The organism is Rhodoferax sp. (genome assembly GCF_034520025.1).
Lineage (GTDB): Bacteria > Pseudomonadota > Gammaproteobacteria > Burkholderiales > Burkholderiaceae_C > Allorhodoferax.
The window spans coordinates 417,872-438,097 of record NZ_JAXHNZ010000001.1 but is presented as its reverse complement, the minus strand read 5'-3'; the positions used below and the strand labels follow the sequence as shown (position 1 = coordinate 438,097).

Below are 20,226 nucleotides of genomic sequence, written 5' to 3'. Positions count from 1 at the left end.
TGTTGTTGCCCTGCCCATGAAATTTCATCGTGCCAAAGTTGTGCTGGCGTGCTCCGCCTTGCCCTTGTTGATGTGGGGTTGCTCCGGCAAGTCCGAGACTGCTTCTGCCGCTCCCGCATCCGGCGCAGCCGGCTCGGCTGCCGCACCGGCGAGTGCCGCAGCCAGCGCACCGGCCGGCGGCCCGGCGTCGGTGTCTACTGTGAAGGCCCAGAAAAAAGACCTCAACGTTACCCTCAAGGCCAGTGGCACCGTGGTGCCACTCAATGTGGTCGATGTGCGCACCCAGATGAACAGCACCATCAAAAGTGTGCATTTTAAAGAAGGGCAGTTCGTCAAGGCCGGGCAGTTGCTGTTCACCCTGGACGCCCGCAGCGACGAGGCCAATGTGGCCAAGGCCGCCGCGCAGTTGGCCAAAGACAATGTGTCACTGGCCGACGCCAAGCGCCAGTTTGAGCGCGCCAAGCAGTTGTTTGCGCAAAACTTTATTTCCCAAGGGTCGGTCGATACCGCCCAAGCGCTGGTCGACAGTGTGAACGCCACGGTAGTGGCCGACCAGGCCGCGCTGGATGCGGCCAAGGTGGCTCTGTCGTATTCCCGCATCGTGGCGCCGGCGTCCGGCCGTGCTGGTGCGGTCAATGTTTTTGTGGGTAGCGCAGTGCAGGTGAACGTGACCAGTCTGGTCACCATCACCCAATTGGACCCGGTGGGCATCCAGTTCAGCATTCCCCAGCGAAACCTGAGCGACGCGCTGGCCGCACTGAGGGAGGGCGCCTCGGTCAAAGCTACGCTCGCCGATGGCGGCGGCACCTTCAAGGGCAAGTTGCAGTTTGTGGACAGCGCCGTCGACGCGAGCTCCGGCGCTGTGAAGGCCAAGGCGGTCTTTGCCAACGCCGACAACAAGCTCTGGCCCGGCGCATTTGCCGAAGTGCAGCAAACCATTGCCAATATTCCCGATGCGGTGGTGATTCCTGTCGCCTCCATCGTGCAAGGCGCACGCGGCACGATTGTGTATGTGGTGGAAGACGGCAAAGCGGTGCTCAAACCGATCAAGCTGGTGTACGCGGAAGCGGGCGATGCCGCAGTGACCGGTATCAAAGCCGGTGATGCGGTGGTGCAAGACGGCAAACAAAACCTGCGGCCCAATGTGCCGGTGGTAGAGCGCGCCAAAGAGAGTCCGGAGGGCAAAGGCAAGCCTAAAGACGGGGAGGCTAAATCTTCAGACGCCAAAGCCCCAGACGCCAAGCCCGCCGCCAGTGACGCTGCTAAACCCGCCAAGCCATGAATATCTCTGAACATTTCATTCGCCGTCCGGTAATGACGGTGCTGCTCAACCTCGCCATTGTGGCGGCGGGGGTGATTGGGTTTCGCAGCATTCCGGTGGCGGCTTTGCCGAGTTACGACACGCCGGTGATCAACGTCTCGGCGTCTCTCGCTGGTGCCAGCCCGGAGACCATGGCCACTGCGGTTGCGTTGCCGCTGGAAAAGCAATTTCAGACGGTTCCGGGCCTCAAAACCATCAGTTCTACCAGCACGCTGGGCAGCACCTCGCTCACGCTGGAGTTTGAAGAGTCCCGCAACATTGATGCTGCGGCCGTCGATGTGCAAGCGGCCTTGCTGCGTGCCCAGCGTGCCCTGCCCAGCGACATGACCAACCCGCCGTCTTACCGCAAGGTAAACCCTGCGGATGCACCGGTGTTGTTAGTGGCTTTGCAGTCGCCATCGTTGTCGCCCTCCGAGTTGCAAGACTATGCAGAGCACCTGATCGTGCCGACGCTCTCGACCGTGAACGGGGTGGCGCAGGTCAACGTGTTCGGTTCCAAGCGCTACGCGGTGCGGGTGCGTGTGCAGCCGCAGGCGCTCGCCGCCCGCAACATTGGGCTGGACGAAATCAGCGCTGCGCTGAGAGCCGCCAACGTGAATACGCCGGTGGGTATCTTGGAGGGGCCAAAGCAGACGCTGGTGCTCCAAGCCAACAAGCAACTACGCTCGGCAGAAGAGTTTGCAGACCTCATCGTAAGCACCAAAGGCGGCAATCCTGTGCGCTTGCGCGATGTGGCGAAGGTAGAAGACAGCCTCGAGACGCTTCGCAGCTGGGCCACCTTGAATGGCGAGCCCTCGATCACCCTCGCCGTGCAACGCCAACCGGGTGCTAACACGGTGCAGGTGGTGGACTCCATCCGCGCTGCGTTGCCGGGCCTGCAATCTCAGATGCCCGCCTCGGTCAAGTTGACGCCGGTGAACGACCGTTCTTTGTCGGTGCGGGAAGCCTTGCACGATGTCACGCTTACGCTGATCGGCACCATCATTCTGGTGGTGCTGGTGATCTTTTTGTTTTTGCGCCGATTCGTCGCTACGGTCATTCCAGCTTTGTCGCTGCCGGTGTCGCTGGTCGGTGCGGTGGCATTGCTATGGGGTTTGAATTACAGCCTCGACAACATCTCGCTCTTGGGCTTGACGCTCGCAGTCGGCCTGGTGGTGGACGACGCCATCGTGGTGCTGGAAAACATCATTCGCCACGTCGAGAAGGGTGAAAACGCGTTTCAGGCAGCTTTGCGCGGTGCGCGCGAAGTGGGTTTCACCATCATTTCCATATCGGTCTCTTTGATTGCGGTGTTCATCCCCATCTTCTTCATGCCTGGCGTGATCGGGTTGCTGTTCCACGAGTTTGCAGTGGTAGTGGGCTTGTCGATCGTGGTTTCGGCGTTCGTGTCGCTCACCTTGGTGCCCATGCTGGCCAGCCGCTTTCTGAAAGACGAGGCGCACATGAAGCGCCCCGGTGTGGTGGTGCGCAGCTTTGAGCGCGCCTTCAATGCCACCCTGGCCGGTTACACCCGCATGTTGGACTTGGCTCTTGCGCACCGGTGGGTGATCTTGGCCATTGCGATCTCGACCTTTGTGGCGACCGCGTGGCTGCTGATTGTGATCCCCAAAGGGTTTTTCCCTGAGGAAGACATCGGCCAAATCCAGGTCACTACCGAAGCGGCCGAAGACACCTCATTCACCGCGATGGTGGCCTTGCAGGAACGTGCGGCTGAAATCATCCGCAAGGATCCGAATGTGGCCATGGTCAGCTCCTTCAACGGTGGTGGCGGTGCACAGAACACCGGTCGTATGTTTGTGACACTCAAGCCCCAGTCCGAGCGTGAGCCGATGAAAAAAGTGGTCGAAGGTCTGCGCAAGAAATTGCGGGGCGTAGCCGGTATCAACGTGTTCATGCGCCCCACGCAGAACTTGCAACTTGGTGGTCGCCAGAGTAAGGCGCAGTACCAATACATTTTGCAAAGTATCCGGGCAGATGAGCTCAGTACATGGGCCCAGAAGCTCCAGGAAAAGTTGCGCACCGACCCATCCTTCCGCGATGTGACCAGCGACTCGCAGCTGCGTGGCTTGCAGGCGCAACTCAAAATCGACCGTGACCGCGCCAATTCACTGGGTGTGTCGGTTGACAGCATCCGCACTGCACTGTTCAGTGCGTTCGGTGAGCGCCAGGTGTCCACGATTTACCTGCCGACCGACAGCTACCAGGTCATCATGGAGGTCGCGCCCGAGGCCAAGCAAGACGAGTCTGCCATCAATGGCATCTTTGTTCGCTCCAGCACAGGAAGCCTCGTCCCCTTGAGCAGCTTCACCACGGTGGAGCGCTCGGTGGGGCCGACCTCGATCAACCACGTCGGGCAGCTGCAAGCAGTTACGGTTTCGTTCAACCTGGCTCCAGGTGTTGCGCTGGGCGATGCGACCGCTAAGATTGATGCGGCGCGCGAGGCCATCCAAATGCCCACGTCCATCATCAGCAGCTATGGCGGCGATGCTGCCGTATTCAAAAACTCGCAGGGCAGTCAGGCCATCCTGATCATTGCCGCATTGCTGGTGATTTATGTGTTGCTGGGGGTGCTGTACGAGAGCTATATCCACCCTCTCACCATCCTGGCCGGGCTGCCGTCAGCGGCAACCGGTGCATTGGCCACCTTGATGTTGTTTGGTCAGGACTTGACGCTGATTGCCACCATCGGCCTGGTGTTGCTCATCGGGATCGTGAAGAAAAACGCGATCATGATGATTGACTTCGCACTCGATGCGCAGCGCCACATGGGCATGACACCGGCCGAGGCCATTCGCGAGGCTTGTATCTTGCGCTTCCGCCCCATCATGATGACCACCTTGGCCGCGCTCATGGGAGCTTTGCCGATTGCGCTGGGAATCGGTGCGGGTGCAGAGTTGCGCCAGCCCTTGGGCTTGGCGGTGGTGGGTGGATTGATTTTTTCGCAGGCCATCACTTTGTTCATCACACCGGTGCTGTACCTGATGCTGGAGCGCTTTAGCGGCACCGGGCCCATCGTGACCCCTGAAAACGCACCGGTGGGAGCGTAAACCGCCGTGCCGCGTTTTGCCGCCAATTTGTCTCTGCTGTACCAAGAGCACCCGTTTCTGGACCGTTTTGCTGCGGCCGCGCGCGATGGCTTTGCAGCGGTGGAGTTTTTGTTTCCCTATGCCTTTGCCCCAGCTGACCTGGCGGCCCGGCTGGCTGCGCATGGTTTGCAGCAGGTGCTGCTGAATGCACCTCCCGGCGACTGGGATGCCGGGGAACGCGGTATTGCCGCTTTGCCCGGCCGCGAAGCAGAGTTTCGTACGGGCTTTGCCCGAGCCCTCGACTATGCCCATGCGCTCCAGTGCCCACGCATTCATGTGCTGGCTGGCATTGTGGAACCGGATGCAGACCTCGCCGCCTGCGAGGCCACCTACCAAGTCAACCTGCAGTGGGCAGCGGACCAAGCGGCAACGGCAGGCAAAACTGTCCTGATCGAGCCGATCAACACCCGCGACTTTCCGGGCTACCTGCTACAAACCCAAGCCCAGGCCCATGCCATCGTGGCGTCGCTGGGTGCTCCCAACCTGATGGTGCAGATGGACCTCTACCATTGCCAAATCATGGAGGGCGATGTAGCCACCAAGCTCCGCACCTATTTGCCGCAGGGGCGGGTAGGGCACATTCAGATTGCGGGCGTACCGGAGCGCCATGAGCCCGACGTAGGCGAACTCAACTACGCTTACCTCTTGGGCGTGATCGACGAAGTCTCCGCCCAGTGCGGATGGAATGGTTGGGTGGGCTGCGAATACCGTCCCCGGCGCGGGGCTGCACCGGGCGCTACACGAAGCGGATTGGGCTGGCTACCGCATGTGCGGGGCTAAGTCTCTAAAATTGGGGCATGACTGTCACCGCCCCTAAAGTAATCGCCACCCACAGTGGCACCTTCCATGCTGACGATGTGTTTGGCGTGGGTATTTTGATGGGGGTGTTTCCCTCGCACACGCTGGTTCGTACCCGCAAACAAGAGCTGATTGAGGCCGCAGATTTCGCGGTGGATGTGGGCGGTGTGTGGGATGCCGCCAAGGGCCGCTTTGACCACCATCAGCGTGGCTTTGACGGTGCCCGCCCCTCCGCAGAGCTGGATGGCGCTACCGTTCCCGGAGTGGGCTACGCCAGCGCGGGCTTGGTGTGGTCTCAGTACGGCACCGCCTATGTGCAGGCTTGGTGCGCAGCTCAGGGTCACGCGCTGGATGCGGCATCAATCGAGCAGATCGTGCGCTCCATCGATCACTCGCTGGTCCAGTACCTCGATATTGTGGATACCGGCCAGGGCGATGTGTCGCCAGGCATCTTCGGCCTCTCCAGCCTGATCGCCCAACTCAACACCCACTGGCTCGAAGAAAAGGGCTTGGACCATGCTGCCAAGGCCCAGTTGCTGGAAACCCGATTCCGCGAAGCGATCGCCATCAACCGCAAGTTTTTGGACCACGCCATTAGCAAAAAAGTAGCCCAATTGCGTGCCATGGACACGGTGCGCCAGGCACCCCGCTTGCTGGGCGGTCGGGTGCTGCACTTGCAAGAAGGCGGCATGCCCTGGACGCATGTGGTGCTGAACGAAATGCCCGACGTGATGTTTGTCATTTACCCTGACTCGGACGGCGATCAGTACCAGATCAAAACGGTGCCGGTCGAAGCCGGTTCGTTCACTGCCCGCATGGACTTGCCCGAACCTTGGGCCGGACTGCGCGATGCGGAGCTGGCAGCCGTCACCGGTGTAGCTGATAGTGTGTTTTGCCACCTGAACTTGTTTATCGGTGGGGCTCGCAGCTTCGAGGGCGCTGTGCGCCTGGCCGAGTTGGCGCTGGCGGCCCGCCACGCATGAACGCGCCCATCCCGGTGCTGCGCCAGGTGCGCGATGCCGTTGCCGCCAATGTGCGGCCCGGCTTGGTGCTGTGGTGCGGCTTGGCCGCGCTTTTGGTGAGTTATGCCTTTGTACCCGCAGTAGCACAGGGCTTGGCCCAATGGGGCACCATCAAGCAAGCAGGGGGCTATGCCGCTGCTTTTCTCTCGTATGTGGTGTTTGCCGTAGTGGTACCAGAAACTTTGAGCCACTTGGTTCTCAAAGAGCCCTTCAACCGGCGGGTGGTATTCAACGCAGTATTTGCTGCGCTGGTGTTCGGCTGTATCGGCGTGACAGTCGATATGTTTTACGCCTTGCAGGTGGTGCTCTTTGGCGAGGGGAACGATATCTTCACCATCGCCAAGAAAGTGCTGCTCGATCAGTTTGTGTATTCGCCTATGACCAATTTTGCGGTCATCGCCATGCTGGCGTGGCGGGACGACGGTTTCCGGGCTCGCAGTTGGGCACGGGTGGTGTCGGCAGACTTTTTGCGCAGCCAATACCTGCCGGTGTTGGTTGCGCTGTGGTGCGTCTGGATCCCCGGTGTGATGGTGATTTACCTGATGCCGACGGCCTTGCAGTTTCCGGTGGCTAGCCTCATTTTAAGTTTCTGGATTTTGATCTTTAAGTTCATGCGCCGCAGCTAATTGCTATAAAAAGCATAGCGCCTTGCGCTTGATATGCCAAGGCTGGAACTCAAAACAGTTCATTTTTATGGCGCCGTCGATTGCCAAGCGGCCAAGATGGGCCGCAGCATGGTGCCTGTATCCAGATAGTCCAGAGCTATCGGCTGCAGCCCTCTTGCGGTGTGCAGCACCAGGCTCGGAAAGCCTTGAATCGGCAAGCGCTGCACCAGGGACAGCTCCTGCTGCAGAGCGGCGTCCACTGCCGGACTGCGCAGGGCCGCCGCAAAGGCGTCTTCGTTCCAGCCCAGCGCGCCGGCCAGCGAGGCCAACACCCCTACATCAGAGGGGTTGCGCGCTTGCAGGTAGTAAGCGGTTTGGATGGCGTTGACCATCGCCTCCTCGGCGTCGGTACCGTGTGCTTCGGCCATGCTTCTGGCCAACAGGACTGCGCGGCAGGCGTTGTAGGTGGAGCGCCGTGGTGTACAACGTGTCCAGAAGTCAAAGTTGAATTCGGTGCCCGGAACCCGCGCAGCAATCGCGCGCCAAATGGATTGCAGCTTGGCCTGCATGGCCGGGTCCATGGGGACGTCGCTGTCAGGCGCCAGCCCGCCGACCAGGCGACGCACCAACAGGCCCGGCGGTAGCTGTGCCTGCAGCTGCTGCCACACCGGGCGGAATGCCCAGCACCAGCTGCACATTGGGTCATGGATATACAAGAGCGCTGGGCTTGCAGGCAGGCGTGACATGGTGATGGGATCTCCGGTGGTGGGATGGGCCATTACTAGCGCGCTGCCCAGGTTTGTTGCCGCGCTACAAAGTCATCAAAAGCGGCCAGCAACGGCTGCCAACGCTCGGCATTCCTTTCGAGTTGCGCCAGCGCGGCACAGGTGGCCTCTAGGGTCGAGAGCTGGCCCGGCGCGTGGGCTTTGCGGATTGAGTAGCGGCCAGCCGGCACGTCGCTAAGGGCTAAACGCGGTAGGCGTTGCAGGCCCGGGTTCAAGTGCAACATCTTGCGGCTCTTGCGCCAGGTGGCGTCTAGCACCACCAAGCGCAGCGTCTCGGGGTGCTGCAGCTGCTTTGGCTCCAGCAAGTCGGCTGCTGCATGCCCCTCATACTGAGTGGGCGGATACAGCAGCACCGTGGTCCGCGGCCCGGGAAGCAGGGCTTGCAGTGCGACCTCGTCAAACGCCTCGCCCACTACGATTCGGCTACCCGGCACGCTCAGGTGCAGCAGGCGCGCGCTGTTTTTGGCGTGGCGCACTTCCAGCGGGTGCTGCAAGATCAGCAGCTCGCAAGCACTCGCTGTGGGCACCACCAAATGGCACAGGCAGGTGGCTTGCGGACGTAAACAGTGGGGGCAGGTAGGGCGGCTCATGAACCGGCCAAACTCCACCGGCCTATCTGCAAACTCAACACCAAAGTGCGCACACCCAGTGGCTTCAGGCCAAGGACTTGCCGTCAAAGTCGCTGGCGTCGTGGCGCTCGGGCACTTGTTCTGAAGGTTCGCCGGTCACCTTATTCACCATGCGGCCGCGCTTCACTGCCGGGCGGGCATAGAGTTGGTCTGCCCAGCGTTGCACGTGTTGGTATTCGTGCACGCTCAAGAACTCTGCTGCGTCGTAAGCCCAGCCTTTGACCAAGCCACCGTACCAGGGAAACACTGCCATGTCGGCAATGGTGTACTCACTGCCTGCCAGGTACTCGTGGTCGGCCAAGCGTTTATCCAACACATCGAGTTCACGTTTCACTTCCATGGCGAAGCGGTCTATCGCGTACTCAATCTTGGTCGGCGCGTAGGCGTAAAAGTGACCGAAGCCGCCGCCTAGATAAGGCGCACTGCCCATTTGCCAGAAGAGCCAGTTCAGGGTTTCGGTGCGGCCTGCAATGTCCTTGGGCACAAATGCGCCAAACTTTTCAGCCAAATACAACAAGATGGAGCCCGACTCAAACACGCGCAAAGGCTCAGGCCCACTGCGGTCCAGCAAGGCGGGGATTTTGGAGTTGGGGTTCACGTCTACAAAGCCGGAGCCGAACTGGTCTCCATCGCGGATGTTGATCAGCCATGCGTCGTACTCGGCGCCGGAGTGGCCTGCAGCGAGCAACTCCTCGAGCAGGATGGTGACCTTCACCCCATTGGGTGTGCCCAGCGAATAGAGCTGCAACGGGTGCTTACCCACGGGCAGTTCTTTGTCATGGGTAGGGCCTGAAATCGGGCGATTGATGCTAGCGAATGCGCCGCCGTTTTCTTTGTCCCAAGTCCAAACTTTGGGGGGTACATAGGGGGAGGAGTCGGTCATGTCGTGTTCCGGGTGATGTGGGAGTATGGATTCCATGATATTCGTGAATTTCTCGGGGCGTCGGGGTGAGGGCGCTTTCACTGGCGCCAGATTCACCATCAGAACCACACGGCAGTTGTACTGGTGACACTGATGACTTGGTCATGCGAGGAGGGTTCGCATATAGTGGGTTGATGGGAGATACAAAAGTACGCGTCACAGGGTGGCTGCTGTGCGCCTTGATGGCCATCGCAGGTAGTGAAGCCTTTGCAGTATTGCCCCAATGGGCGCAAACAAGGCTGGAATCCGTCGGTGTGGGAGCGATACCGCGCGGTGTGGTGGCCACTGCCGTGCAGGACGCTACCGGCTATCTCTGGCTTGCCACTGGGGATGGGCTCGTTCGGTACGATGGATATCGCTTCACCTCACAAGAGACAACAGACCCGGATCCGGTAGCGCGTAATCTCGGCTGGATACGAGCCCTCCATGCGGGCAAAGACGGCAAAGTGTGGATCGGCACTGAAACTCGCGGTTTGGCGGTCTATGACCCTGTTATTGACTCGGTCCAGGTGTTGGGCAATGCCCCGAACACCCCGCAGGCGGGTCAAGAGACCAAACACTCCACGGTGAGAGCGCTGGCGGAGGACCGCGAAGGCGGTATCTGGGTCGGTTCGCTAGGTACCGGTTTGGCGCGGTTGGATCCGGCCACCAAGTCTTTTAAGAGCTATCGCAAATCCAGCACCGACCACAGCCTGCCAGACGACCGCGTTCAGGCGCTCCTTGTGGATACCACCGGAGACCTGTGGGTTGGCACTTGGACTGGTTTGAGCCGCAAGCGACACACCCATGACCGATTCGAACGCATCGACGGAGTCGGAGCTGCCCTCAGCCTCCAGGGCCGCACGGTGCAAGCGCTTATGCAGGACGATGTGGGCCTGATCTGGGCGGGGACGTTGCAAGGGGATATCGCGCGCATCGATCCCAAGACCGGCTCTGTAGAGATGCTGTCCAACGAGGACCTGACACAAGGAGCTGGAGCCGTCACCAGTTTTGTGCAGTCATCCGATGGAACCGTCTGGGTGGGCAGGGACTCTGGTATCGAATTGAGGGACAGCATCAACGCTAAGGTCTTAAAGCAATTGCAGCATGACCCCGCACGGCCTGACGGCCTGGCTGCCAATGAAGTCACTACACTGTTGCGCGCACAAGATGGCTGGCTGTGGGTTGCCGGCTTCGGTGTCGGTTTGCAGCGCCATGATCCTGGCAACACCGCGATTTTGCTGCGCAACCCGCAAAGCGAGCCACGAGACGCGCTGGCAAAGCCAGACGTGCGTGGACTGCTGCAGCTGGCCAATGGCGACATCTGGGCCGCCACCCACACGGCGGGTATCGGCGTGCTGTCCTCGGACCTGCGAAGCAAAGGCGCCTTCGCTCTGCCGGGTGCCGGTAACCGCCAAGCGCCTGTGCAAGTCGGCGCTATGGCGCAGATGCCTGACGGTTCAGTCTGGGTCGCAGGGGCGGGTGCTTTGCATCGTGTGAGTGACAAAGGTCAATTGCTGAGCCGGCTACCTCTGGAGGCCGGAACGGTGCACCGTTTAGTGGCTGGCAGTGACGGGCGACTATGGGTTTGTACTCAAGACGGGCTCTTACAGGTTCCGCCTGATGGGCGCTCTGTTTTGCCAGTCCATCTCCAAGGGGGCTCCAAGCTGAAGGGCGACGCGTTTACCGTGGCGCAGGGTCCAGACCAAGCGCTGTGGGTAGGTACGAGCCAAGGCATTTTTCGTATCCCTGCACAAAGCAGTGAAATGGTGAGTGTTGCCGCAGAGCCGGGGGGAGAACTGGGCACGCCAGTGGTGATCGGATTGCTGTGGGACCGCGCCGATCGCCTATGGGTGGATACCGCAGTCTCTGGCCTGCACAAACTCGAGAGTTGGAATGGAACTGCGGCGCGGTTCGACCGTGTGAGCCAGCGCCATGGCTTCGTAAGCCGCCCCTTCGGCGCCAACCTGATGGAGGACGCCCAAGGCCGTATCTGGACACAAATGCATGTCTACGACCCTAAAGCCGACAGCATGCTCATGCTGAGCGCGGTGGATGGCATCGATATCGGAACACCCTGGTTTTTTTCATTCACCAAAGCCCGGAACGGACGATTGCTCTTTGGCGGGAGCAAAGGTCTTCTAGTGGTGTCACCGGAGGCTTTTCAAGCTTCTCAGTTTTCACCTCCACTGGTGTTGACACAAATACGTGTCAACAATGCACGTTGGCCGATGCCCCCCAACGGCGAAGCCCTCCGGATTGCGCCAGGGCAGAACAACTTCAGCTTCGACTTTGCGGCGCTTGATTTGGCGGAGCCCGGGCGTCTGCGCTATGCGTACCGTCTCGATGGGTTCGATCCTGATTGGGTGCAAACTGGGCCCGAGTTGCGCAGTGCCAGCTACGGAAGTCTTGCTCCTGGCTCCTACGTCATGCGTATACGTGCCACCAATCGGCATGGTCAGTGGAGTTCTCATGAGTTCGCCGTGCCGGTGACTGTGGAGGCCGCATGGTGGCAGCACACCAGTTTGGTAGTGGCTGCCGTAGTCGCGCTGATCGCCGCCATGTATGGGGTTATCCAGCTCCGTACGCGCCAGTTGCGTGACCAACATCTGATTCTCGAAAGCAAGGTGCAAGAGAGGACAAAAGCCTTGGAGGAAGCCAGTCTGACCGACCCCCTGACCGGCATGCGCAATAGGCGCTTTCTGTCGCGCCATATTGAGTCCGACATCGATCTTGTAGCGCGCCGCTATTCAGGGTACGCCAAGTACGGTGCGGAAATGCCGAAGGACGCGGATCTCATTTTCTACCTGATTGATATCGACCACTTCAAAGCACTCAACGACGAACTCGGCCATGCAGCGGGCGATGCCGTACTGATGCAACTGCGGGAGAGGTTCAGCACTGTTTTTCGCGACACCGACTACATGGTGCGTTGGGGCGGCGAAGAGTTTTTGATCGTTGCACGCGCTACGGACCGTAGCCATGCTCTGCAACTCGGGGAAAGAGTTCGGCTTGCCGTCGCCAACACACCCTTTGCGCTGGAGGGTGGCGCCCCCATTTACAAGACCTGTTCCGTCGGATTCGCATGTTTCCCGCTGTGCCCCACACGCCCGTCGCTGCTGGACTGGAGTAAGACCATTAACGTTGCCGACGCTGCACTTTACGTCGCCAAGTCGCGCGGCAGAAACGCCTGCGTTGGCATCAAGGATACCGGTCACCTCAATGAAAGTGAGATCTTGGAAAAACTCCAGGATACGCAGTACTTTGATGGAACCAGCTTTACCGTTGAGCGGACCGCTTAGCGATGGGTTGCCCGAAAGAGGGCCCTAGGGTTTTCAATATCCAGTAGTCGAAATAAATGCAGCTCCTGATTTGCTATCAAATCAGGAGCTGCTTGCGCAATAAATAAGAGGGCTAGAGGCTAATATGCCTCATATCTCTGCCTCTGGAGTCTTTCAAACGACTTTCGCCCGCTCCAGCATCGCATGCAGCAGCACATTGCAGCCCGCGGTGATGTGCTCGGGCTTGGCGTCTTCAATTTCGTTGTGACTGATGCCGTCTTTGCAGGGGATGAAGATCATGCCGCTGGGTGCCAGCTTGGCCATGTAGACCGCATCGTGCCCAGCGCCTGACACCGCGGGCATGTGGCTGTAGCCCAAGTTTTTAGCGGCGCGGCCCACGGCGTCCACGCAGTCATCATGGAACTGAATGGCGTTGTAGCTGGACACCATTTCAATCTTTACGTCCACGCCATGCTCTTTGGCGACACTGGCAGCAAAGGCTTTCACCTCCTCAGCCATCTGGTCTACCAGGGCGTCGGTGCTATTGCGCAGGTCGATGCTGAACTTTACGCGGCCGGGGATCACATTGCGGCTATTGGGGAACACCTGCACCATGCCCACGGTGCCGCGGCCATGCGGCGGGTGGCGGTGGGCGGCGGCCACCACGTCTTGCATGATGCGGGTGGCGGTCAGCATCGCATCTTTGCGTAGCGCCATGGGCGTCGGGCCGGCGTGGGCTTCCATGCCGGTCACGGTGCAGTCAAACCAGCGGATGCCCAGCACGCCGCTGACCACGCCGATGGTCACGTCGTTGTCTTCGAGCACCGGGCCTTGCTCGATGTGGGTCTCAAAGTACGCGCCAATCGGGTGGTCGCCGGGCTCCTGGTCGCCGATGTAGCCGATGCGTTCCAGCTCGCCCTTCACCGTCTTGCCTTCGGTGTCGGTAGCGGCATAGGCATGCTCCAGCGTGAAAGCCTTGGCAAACACGCCCGAGCCCATCATCACCGGCACAAAACGCGAGCCTTCTTCGTTGGTCCAGAAGGCCACTTCGATGGGGGCTTCGGTCTCAATGCCCAGGTCGTTGAGCGTGCGCACCACTTCAATGCCGGCCAGCACGCCGTAGTTGCCGTCGAACTTGCCGCCGGTGGGCTGGGTGTCGATGTGGCTGCCCGTCATGATGGGCGGCAGGCGGTTGTTGCGCCCGGCGCGGCGCATGAAGCCGTTGCCAATCTTGTCGATGGTGATCGTCATGCCGGCCTCTTTGGCCCAACCGATGACGAGGTCGCGGCCTTGTTTGTCCAGGTCGGTCAATGTCAGGCGGCATACGCCACCTTTGGGCGTGGCGCCGATCTGCGCCAGCTCCATCAGCGAGGCCCACAAGCGTTTGCCGTTGATTCGGATGCGGGAGAGGTCGAGCACAGTGTCGATGTGGGTGTCGGTGGTCATGGTGCTTCCTTTAGCGTTTGACGGCCGCGGGGGCCAGGGTATCGGCGCGCAGTTTGCTGGCGGCAAAGTTGGAGCTGAAACGGCGCCCGCTTGATGTAGCGGCCCTTGCCCTGCACGGCGCGCAAGTCGCCTTGCACATAGACCAGCTCGCCCTGGCTCACGGTGTGGCTAGGTATGCCCTTGACCGTGCGGCCTTCAAAAATATTGAAGTCGCCCTTGCTGAACTGCGTCTTGACCGACAAGGTCTTGGTGCCTGCTGGGTCCCAGATCACCAGGTCGGCATCGGCTCCCACGCTCACGCTGCCCTTTTGCGGGTAGATGTTGAACAGCTTGGCCGTGTTGGCAGACGTGACCGCCACAAACTCTGAAGGCGTCAAGCGCCCGGTGTTCACGCCTTCGTCCCAGATCACAGCCAAGCGCTCTTCCACGCCGCCGCAGCCGTTCGGAATTTTGGTGAAGTCGTCTTTGCCTGCTGCCTTTTGTGCAGCGCAGAAAGTGCAGTGGTCAGTCGCGGTGGTGTGCAGGTTGCCGCTTTGCAGGCCGCGCCACAAGAACTCGCTGTTGCCCTTGGGGCGGAAGGGCGGGCTCATCACGTGGGCCGCCGCGGTTGCAAAGTCGGGGTGGCGGTAGACGCTGTCGTCCAGCACCAGGTGGCCGGCCAGCACCTCGCCGTACACGCGTTGGCCGCGGGCACGGGCGCGGGCAATGGCCTCGGCCGCTTCCACGCAGCTCACGTGCACCACGTAGATCGGCACGTTCAGCACATCGGCAATGGCGATGGCGCGGTTGGCGGCTTCGGCCTCCACCATGGGGGGACGGGAGAGCGGATGGCCTTCCGGTCCTTTGATGCCCATTTCCGAGACCGTCTTTTGCAGCAGGTAGACCAGTTCGCCGTTCTCGGCGTGTACGGTGGGCATGGCGCCCAGTTCCAAGGAGCGTTTGAAGCTGTTCACCAGGGTTTCGTCGTCGCACATGATGGCGTTTTTGTAGGCCATGAAGTGTTTGAAGCTGTTCACACCTTCTTCATTTACCAAGGTGCCCATGTCTTTGCGCACCAGCTCGCTCCACCAGGTGATGGCGACGTGGAAGGAATAATCCGACGCTGACTTTTCGGCCCAGCCGCGCCACTTTTTGTAGGCGTCCAAGATGTTTTCTTGCGGGTCGGGAATCACGAAGTCGATGATGGTGGTGTTGCCACCCGCCAGACCAGCTGCCGTACCGGTGAAGAAGTCGTCCATGGTCACCGTGCCCATGAACGGCAGCTGCATGTGGGTATGCGGGTCAATACCGCCCGGCATCACATACTGTCCGCCCGCGTCCACCACGGTGGCACCCGCTGGGGCACTCAGGTTTTCGCCCACGGCCACGATCTTGCCGTCCTGGGTAATCACATCGGCCTTGAATTCGCGGTCAGCGTTGACCACGGTGCCGCCACGGATGAATAAGGTGCTCATTAAATGCTGCTAAAACAATAGCTGTTTGCGCAATAGGTACGAGGGCTATAGGTCATTTTGATGCCTAAATACAGCCCTTACAAGTCCGTTCAGGCACTGACCCGCATGGGGTTGTTGGGGTGAGTGGTCCAGTCAGCGTGCACGCCACTCACCGGCTTGCCGGTGCGCAGGTCCATCTCGCCGACTGCCAGATCGCGCATGCTGATGGTGTCCGGCACGGGGCACACCGTCACGCACAGGTTGCAGCCCACGCATTCGTCTTCCTTCACCTCAAAGTGGCGTTTGCCGTCTTTCTCGAAAGTGATGGCCTGGTGGCTGGTGTCTTCGCAGGCAATGTGGCAGCGGCCGCACTGGATGCAGCTGTCCTGGTTGATGACAGCCTTGCTCACGTGGTTCAAGTTCAGGTAGCGCCAGTCCGACACGGTGGGCACGGCTTTGCCCACGATCTCGCCCACGCTCTTGAAGCCCATCTCGTCCATGTAGTTCGACAGTCCGCTCTCCATCTCTTGCACGATCTTGAAGCCGTACACCATGGCCGCCGTACACACCTGCACCGTGCCGGACCCCAGCGCAATAAAGTCCAGCGCGTCGCGCCAGGTGCCGATGCCGCCAATACCGCTGATGGGCAGGCCGGCGGTTTCGGGGTCGCGGGCAATCTCGGCCACCATGTTCAGGGCAATCGGCTTGACGGCCGGGCCGCAGTAACCGCCGTGGCTGCCCTTGCCGCCGGTGGACGGCGACATGGTCAGGGTGTAGGGGTCCACGCCCATGATGGAGTTGATGGTGTTGATCAAACTCACCGCGTCCGCACCGCCGCGCTTGGCCGCACGGGCAGGGTTGCGGATGTCGGTGATGTTGGGGGTGAGCTTCACGATGACGGGCAGCTTGCTGTACTGCTTGCACCATTCAGTCACCATCTGGATGTACTCGGGCACTTGGCCCACCGCCGCGCCCATGCCGCGCTCGCTCATGCCGTGCGGGCAGCCGAAGTTAAGTTCGATGGCGTCAGCGCCGGTGTCCTCGACTCGGGGCAGGATGGCCTTCCAGCTTGCTTCCTGGCAGGGCACCATGAGCGAGACGACCATGGCGCGGTCTTGCCAGTTGCGCTTCACGTCGGTGATTTCGCGCAGGTTCAGCTCCAGGTCGCGATCGGTGATCAGTTCAATGTTGTTGAAGCCGTTCAAGCGGCGGTCGGCAGACAGCAGCGCACCGTAGCGCGGGCCGTTGACATTGACGACCGGTGGGCCTGCTTCGCCCAAAGTCTTCCAGACGACGCCGCCCCAGCCGGCCTCGAAGGCGCGGTTGACGTTGTAGGCCTTGTCGGTAGGCGGTGCAGAGGCGAGCCAGAAGGGGTTGGGGCTTTTGACGCCGCAGAAAGTGGTTTCTAGATTGGCCATGGTGTTTCTCCGGAATGCGTGGCGTCAGTTAGGCGGTGATGAAGGCGTGAATAGCGAGGGCGGATTGCTTGCCGTGTTCCACGGCTTCGACTGTCAGGTCCAGTCCGCCGGCACGGCAGTCGCCGCCGGCCCACACGCACTTCAAGTTGGTGGTGCCGGCTTCATCGGTGGCGATGCGGCCGTCCTTCAGGGTCAGGCCGCTCTCGGCCAACACCGGGTTGCCCAGCTTTTGGCCAATGGCCTTGAGCACCATGTCGGCGGCCAATGTGGTGGTGCCACCGGTAGCGCTGAGCTTTCCGTTGACCATGGCTTGGCGCGCGAAGGTCACGCCGGTGGCATGACCAGCTTCTCCAATCACTTCGACCGGAGCCAGCCAGTGGTGAATGGTCACGCCGTTGGTCTGCGCCCATTCTTGCTCGGCGGTGGACGCGGACATGCTCTCCTGTCCGCGGCGGTAGACGATGTGCACCTCTTCGGCGCCCAGCAGCTTGCTTTGCACCGCAGCGTCCACCGCAGTCATGCCGCCACCAATGACCACCACGCGGCGGCCTACCGGCAAAGTGGAGAGGTCTTCTGTCTGGCGCAAGGTGGCGATAAAGTCCACCGCGTCTTGCACGCCGTTCAAGCTGTCACCGGGCACGCCCAGTTGCTGGGTGGTGGACAGGCCCATGCCGAGGAACACAGCTGCATAGTCTTTGCGCAGGGTTTCGAGTTGCGCCACGGTGTCCAGCTTCCAGTTGTTCTGGATGGTGATGCCGCCAATATCCAGCAGCCACTGGACTTCGCGCTGGGCAAAGTCATCCGGGGTTTTGTAGCTGGCTAAGCCGTATTCGTTCAGGCCACCGGCTTTGGGCTTGGCGTCAAACACCACCACTTCATGGCCTTGGCGGGCCAGGGTGTAGGCACAGGCCAAGCCTGCAGGGCCGGCACCTACGACAGCCACCTTTTTGCCGGAGGCGGGTGCGCGGGTAAAGACTTGGGGCTTGGCACTTTCCATCAGCGCGTCGACGGCATGGCGCTGCAGGCGGCCAATGGCCACGGGCCGGTCTTCCTGGGTGTTGCGCACGCAGACGGCTTCGCACAGGTTCTCGGTGGGGCAGACGCGGGCGCACATGCCGCCCAGGGGGTTGCTGTCCAGAATGGTCTGGGCCGAGCCACGCAGGTTGCCATCGGCAATGCGCTTGATGAAAGACGGCACATCAATGCTGGTGGGGCATGCAGTAGCGCAGGGGGCGTCATAGCAATACAGGCAGCGCTCGGCTTCCAGCAAGGCTTGCGACGCCGTGAAGCGCGGGGTGGCGTCGGCAAAGCGTTGGGCGTATTCCTCGGTAGCGAGGCGGCCTGCACGAACTTCGGCGGGAGAAGAAGAGGGGGTGGACACGCTGGCAACTCCTTAAAAAACTGACCGTTTGGTCAAGTCATGAGATGCATGCTAGCAATCCACGTGCCACGCTGTAACTAGGGGTTTGCACCATAAAACCGGCCCCAATCGGACGTTTATCGGCCGATTGGGGCGCGCCAGACCTCACGCTGGTGCATGGCGACCCAGTTTGGGGATCGGTACCTTCGCGCTCGAATGGACTCAGGAGAACACCGATATTGGCCGCGGTGCAGAAATGCTGGCGGCGCTTGTTTTGCGCGCGTTGTGCCTTAATGCGCGTCAGAGGTGCACACCGACTGAAGCCATTCGCTGAATAGCTCCACGGCGGGGCCGGCTTCGGTGTTTTCGGGCAGCACCAGGTAATAGTGGCGCTCACCGGGCAGTGGCGCAGGGTGCGCAAGCACCAACTCACCCCGTGCGAGCTCCGCCTCAATCAACAGGCGGGGCACCAAAGCCACACCCATGCCACAAGCGGCAGCCGACGAAGCCATGGAAAACTGCTCATAACGCGGCCCGGCAAACGCGTTGGGCGCTTCAATGCCTTGCGCCGAAAACCAGCTTTGCCAGCTGTCGGGCCGGGTGCTCTGCTGCAACAGCGGCAGCAACGCCACTTCTGCCGCACTCAATGCCTTGCGCCCGCGCAGCAAGGCCGGGCTGCACACGGCGATCACCTGTTCTTGCAAAAGCGGGTAGCAGCGCGTGCCTGCCCAATGGCGGATTTGCAACTCCGTGCACGCGAAGATGGCTGCATCGAACGAGGTGTCGTTGAACAGAAACGGGCGTGTGCGAGTCTCAATGTGCACGACCGTGTTGGCGTGCTTGGCGTGGAAGTCGGGCAGGCGTGGCAGAAGCCAACGGGCAGCAAAAGTAGGAACGCTGGCCAACTGCACTGCGCCGCCATGGCCACGGGTGGACATGAGGTCGAGGGTGTCTTGCTCCAGCCCGCGCAGCCACGACGCAACTTGGATGGCATAGCGCGTGCCCGCAGGGGTCAGCGCGACACCATGCCGTGTGCGGCGGAACAGCGCCATGCCCACCAACTCTTCAAGGGTGGTGATTTGCCGCGAAATGGCGCTTTGGGTGAGCGAAAGCTCTTGCGCTGCGCGGGTGAAGCTCTCGTGGCGCGCCGCCGCTTCGAAACACAGCAGGGCTTGGGTAGCAGGTATCTTGCGTCGCATGGGTGGCTTAAGTCGCGGGGTTACGGAGGGCTGTCAGGTCGCGAACGTGTTGCGCGGCGAGGCGGGCGGCTGTAAGCCGCTCTTCATCGAGGGTAGCGATGACCAGCGTCTCTTCTCGGCCTGCTTGTGCGAGGGTCGCACCATCAGGACCCGCAACCACACTCAAACCACCGTATCGCAATCCACCCTCGGTGCCAGTGAAGTTGGCGTAGGCCACAAAAACCTGGTTCTCATAGGCCCGCACCGGCACCAGCGAGCGGGCCACAAAGTCGTAGTCCGCCATGTTGGCCGTCGGCACCACAATCAGGTCTGCCCCCGCAAGCGCGAGTGCGCGGGTGGCCTCGGGAAACTCCACGTCGTAACAAATCAGCATCCCAACCTGCCAGCCATGGAAGTCGAAGATTCGGGCGCTTTGCGCCTCGGCGGCAAATTGGCTGCGGTCAAGCTCGCCGAACAAATAGGCTTTGCGGTAGTTCAGGCAGCGACTGCCCGACACATCGATCCACTGGGCAGCGTTGTACACGCGGCCGTCTGCGCCGCGCTCGGGGTAGCTATACACCACCGCCAGTTGGTGGCGCTGCGCAATGGCCGCAACTGTATCGGCCCAGGCTCCGTCTGCCGCCTGGGCCAGGCTCTGTACGGACTGCGCGCCAATAGCGTAGCCCGTGATGAACATCTCCGGGCACACCAGGAGGTGTGCTCCTGTACGGGCGGCGTCACGGGCCGCAGCTTCCAGCCGATCCAGATTGCCCGATACATCCAGAGGGGCGGAGGCACATTGCCACAGTGTCAGTTTCAGGGGGCTACGCACGCTATTCATTCGGGCAGCGCCATCGGGCCCAGGGTATCGAATACATCGCCGGGGCCGGGGTTGGCTGCATGGGTGTGACCGCCCAGATGCTGCACGATGCCCCACACGGCATTCAACGAAGTTTGCACCGC

At 61.0% G+C, this 20,226-nt stretch carries 15 protein-coding genes and 1 pseudogene; 6 read left to right on the top strand and 10 right to left on the bottom strand.

Annotation, left to right across the window (positions count from 1 at the left end):
* Window positions 1–16 precede the first annotated feature (16 nt).
* The 5 genes from U5L73_RS02070 to U5L73_RS02050 are packed head-to-tail and all read left to right on the top strand — an operon-like array spanning window position 17 to window position 6,853.
* Window positions 17–1,282, top strand: coding sequence for an efflux RND transporter periplasmic adaptor subunit (locus tag U5L73_RS02070; protein ID WP_322560796.1), 1,266 nt, complete (start codon window positions 17–19; stop codon window positions 1,280–1,282).
* Window positions 1,279–4,368, top strand: coding sequence for an efflux RND transporter permease subunit (locus U5L73_RS02065; protein ID WP_322560795.1), 3,090 nt, complete (start codon window positions 1,279–1,281; stop codon window positions 4,366–4,368). The genes U5L73_RS02070 and U5L73_RS02065 overlap by 4 nt, the downstream gene beginning before the upstream one ends.
* Before the next feature lie 6 nt (window positions 4,369–4,374).
* Window positions 4,375–5,187, top strand: coding sequence for a 2-oxo-tetronate isomerase (gene otnI, locus U5L73_RS02060; protein ID WP_322560794.1), 813 nt, complete (start codon window positions 4,375–4,377; stop codon window positions 5,185–5,187).
* Between the two features lie 17 nt (window positions 5,188–5,204).
* Complete coding sequence (locus U5L73_RS02055) at window positions 5,205–6,188, top strand: MYG1 family protein (RefSeq protein ID WP_322560793.1); 984 nt, start codon at window positions 5,205–5,207, stop codon at window positions 6,186–6,188.
* Window positions 6,185–6,853 (top strand): hypothetical protein, encoded by a 669-nt coding sequence (locus U5L73_RS02050; RefSeq protein ID WP_322560792.1) that lies wholly within the window; start codon window positions 6,185–6,187, stop codon window positions 6,851–6,853. The genes U5L73_RS02055 and U5L73_RS02050 overlap by 4 nt, the downstream gene beginning before the upstream one ends.
* A gap of 65 nt (window positions 6,854–6,918) precedes the next feature.
* On the opposite strand, the gene U5L73_RS02045 is transcribed toward U5L73_RS02050, so the two are convergent.
* From U5L73_RS02045 to yghU, 3 genes are all read right to left on the bottom strand, one after another.
* The gene (locus U5L73_RS02045; RefSeq protein WP_322560791.1) at window positions 6,919–7,611 is read right to left on the bottom strand and encodes a DsbA family protein; all 693 of its coding nucleotides are present in this window, start codon (window positions 7,609–7,611) and stop codon (window positions 6,919–6,921) included.
* A gap of 2 nt (window positions 7,612–7,613) precedes the next feature.
* On the bottom strand, window positions 7,614–8,207 hold the full coding sequence (locus U5L73_RS02040; protein ID WP_322560790.1) for a tRNA-uridine aminocarboxypropyltransferase: 594 nt from the start codon (window positions 8,205–8,207) through the stop codon (window positions 7,614–7,616).
* A gap of 64 nt (window positions 8,208–8,271) precedes the next feature.
* On the bottom strand, window positions 8,272–9,129 hold the full coding sequence (yghU, locus tag U5L73_RS02035; protein WP_322560789.1) for a glutathione-dependent disulfide-bond oxidoreductase: 858 nt from the start codon (window positions 9,127–9,129) through the stop codon (window positions 8,272–8,274).
* 173 nt (window positions 9,130–9,302) lie between these two features.
* On the opposite strand from yghU, the gene U5L73_RS02030 reads away from it, so the two are divergent.
* Entirely contained in the window at window positions 9,303–12,449 is a 3,147-nt protein-coding gene (locus U5L73_RS02030) for a two-component regulator propeller domain-containing protein (protein WP_322560788.1), read from the top strand.
* 153 nt (window positions 12,450–12,602) lie between these two features.
* On the opposite strand, the gene U5L73_RS02025 is transcribed toward U5L73_RS02030, so the two are convergent.
* From U5L73_RS02025 to U5L73_RS01995, 7 genes and pseudogenes are all read right to left on the bottom strand, one after another.
* Window positions 12,603–13,874: a Zn-dependent hydrolase gene (locus U5L73_RS02025; protein ID WP_322560787.1), complete on the bottom strand. Its 1,272-nt coding sequence runs from the start codon at window positions 13,872–13,874 to the stop codon at window positions 12,603–12,605.
* A gap of 10 nt (window positions 13,875–13,884) precedes the next feature.
* Window positions 13,885–15,328, bottom strand: a pseudogene (gene hydA / locus U5L73_RS02020) (dihydropyrimidinase).
* An 89-nt stretch (window positions 15,329–15,417) separates the two neighbouring features.
* On the bottom strand, window positions 15,418–16,725 hold the full coding sequence (gene preA / locus U5L73_RS02015) for an NAD-dependent dihydropyrimidine dehydrogenase subunit PreA (protein ID WP_322560785.1): 1,308 nt from the start codon (window positions 16,723–16,725) through the stop codon (window positions 15,418–15,420).
* Between the two features lie 28 nt (window positions 16,726–16,753).
* Window positions 16,754–18,106, bottom strand: coding sequence for an NAD(P)-dependent oxidoreductase (locus U5L73_RS02010; RefSeq protein ID WP_322560784.1), 1,353 nt, complete (start codon window positions 18,104–18,106; stop codon window positions 16,754–16,756).
* A gap of 269 nt (window positions 18,107–18,375) precedes the next feature.
* Window positions 18,376–19,284, bottom strand: coding sequence for a LysR substrate-binding domain-containing protein (locus tag U5L73_RS02005; protein WP_322560783.1), 909 nt, complete (start codon window positions 19,282–19,284; stop codon window positions 18,376–18,378).
* A gap of 7 nt (window positions 19,285–19,291) precedes the next feature.
* A complete protein-coding gene (locus tag U5L73_RS02000; protein WP_322560782.1) occupies window positions 19,292–20,104 on the bottom strand; it encodes a carbon-nitrogen hydrolase family protein in 813 nt (270 codons plus the stop codon).
* Window positions 20,101–20,223, bottom strand: coding sequence for a hypothetical protein (locus tag U5L73_RS01995; RefSeq protein ID WP_322560781.1), 123 nt, complete (start codon window positions 20,221–20,223; stop codon window positions 20,101–20,103). The genes U5L73_RS02000 and U5L73_RS01995 overlap by 4 nt, the downstream gene beginning before the upstream one ends.
* Window positions 20,224–20,226: the final 3 nt, after the last annotated feature.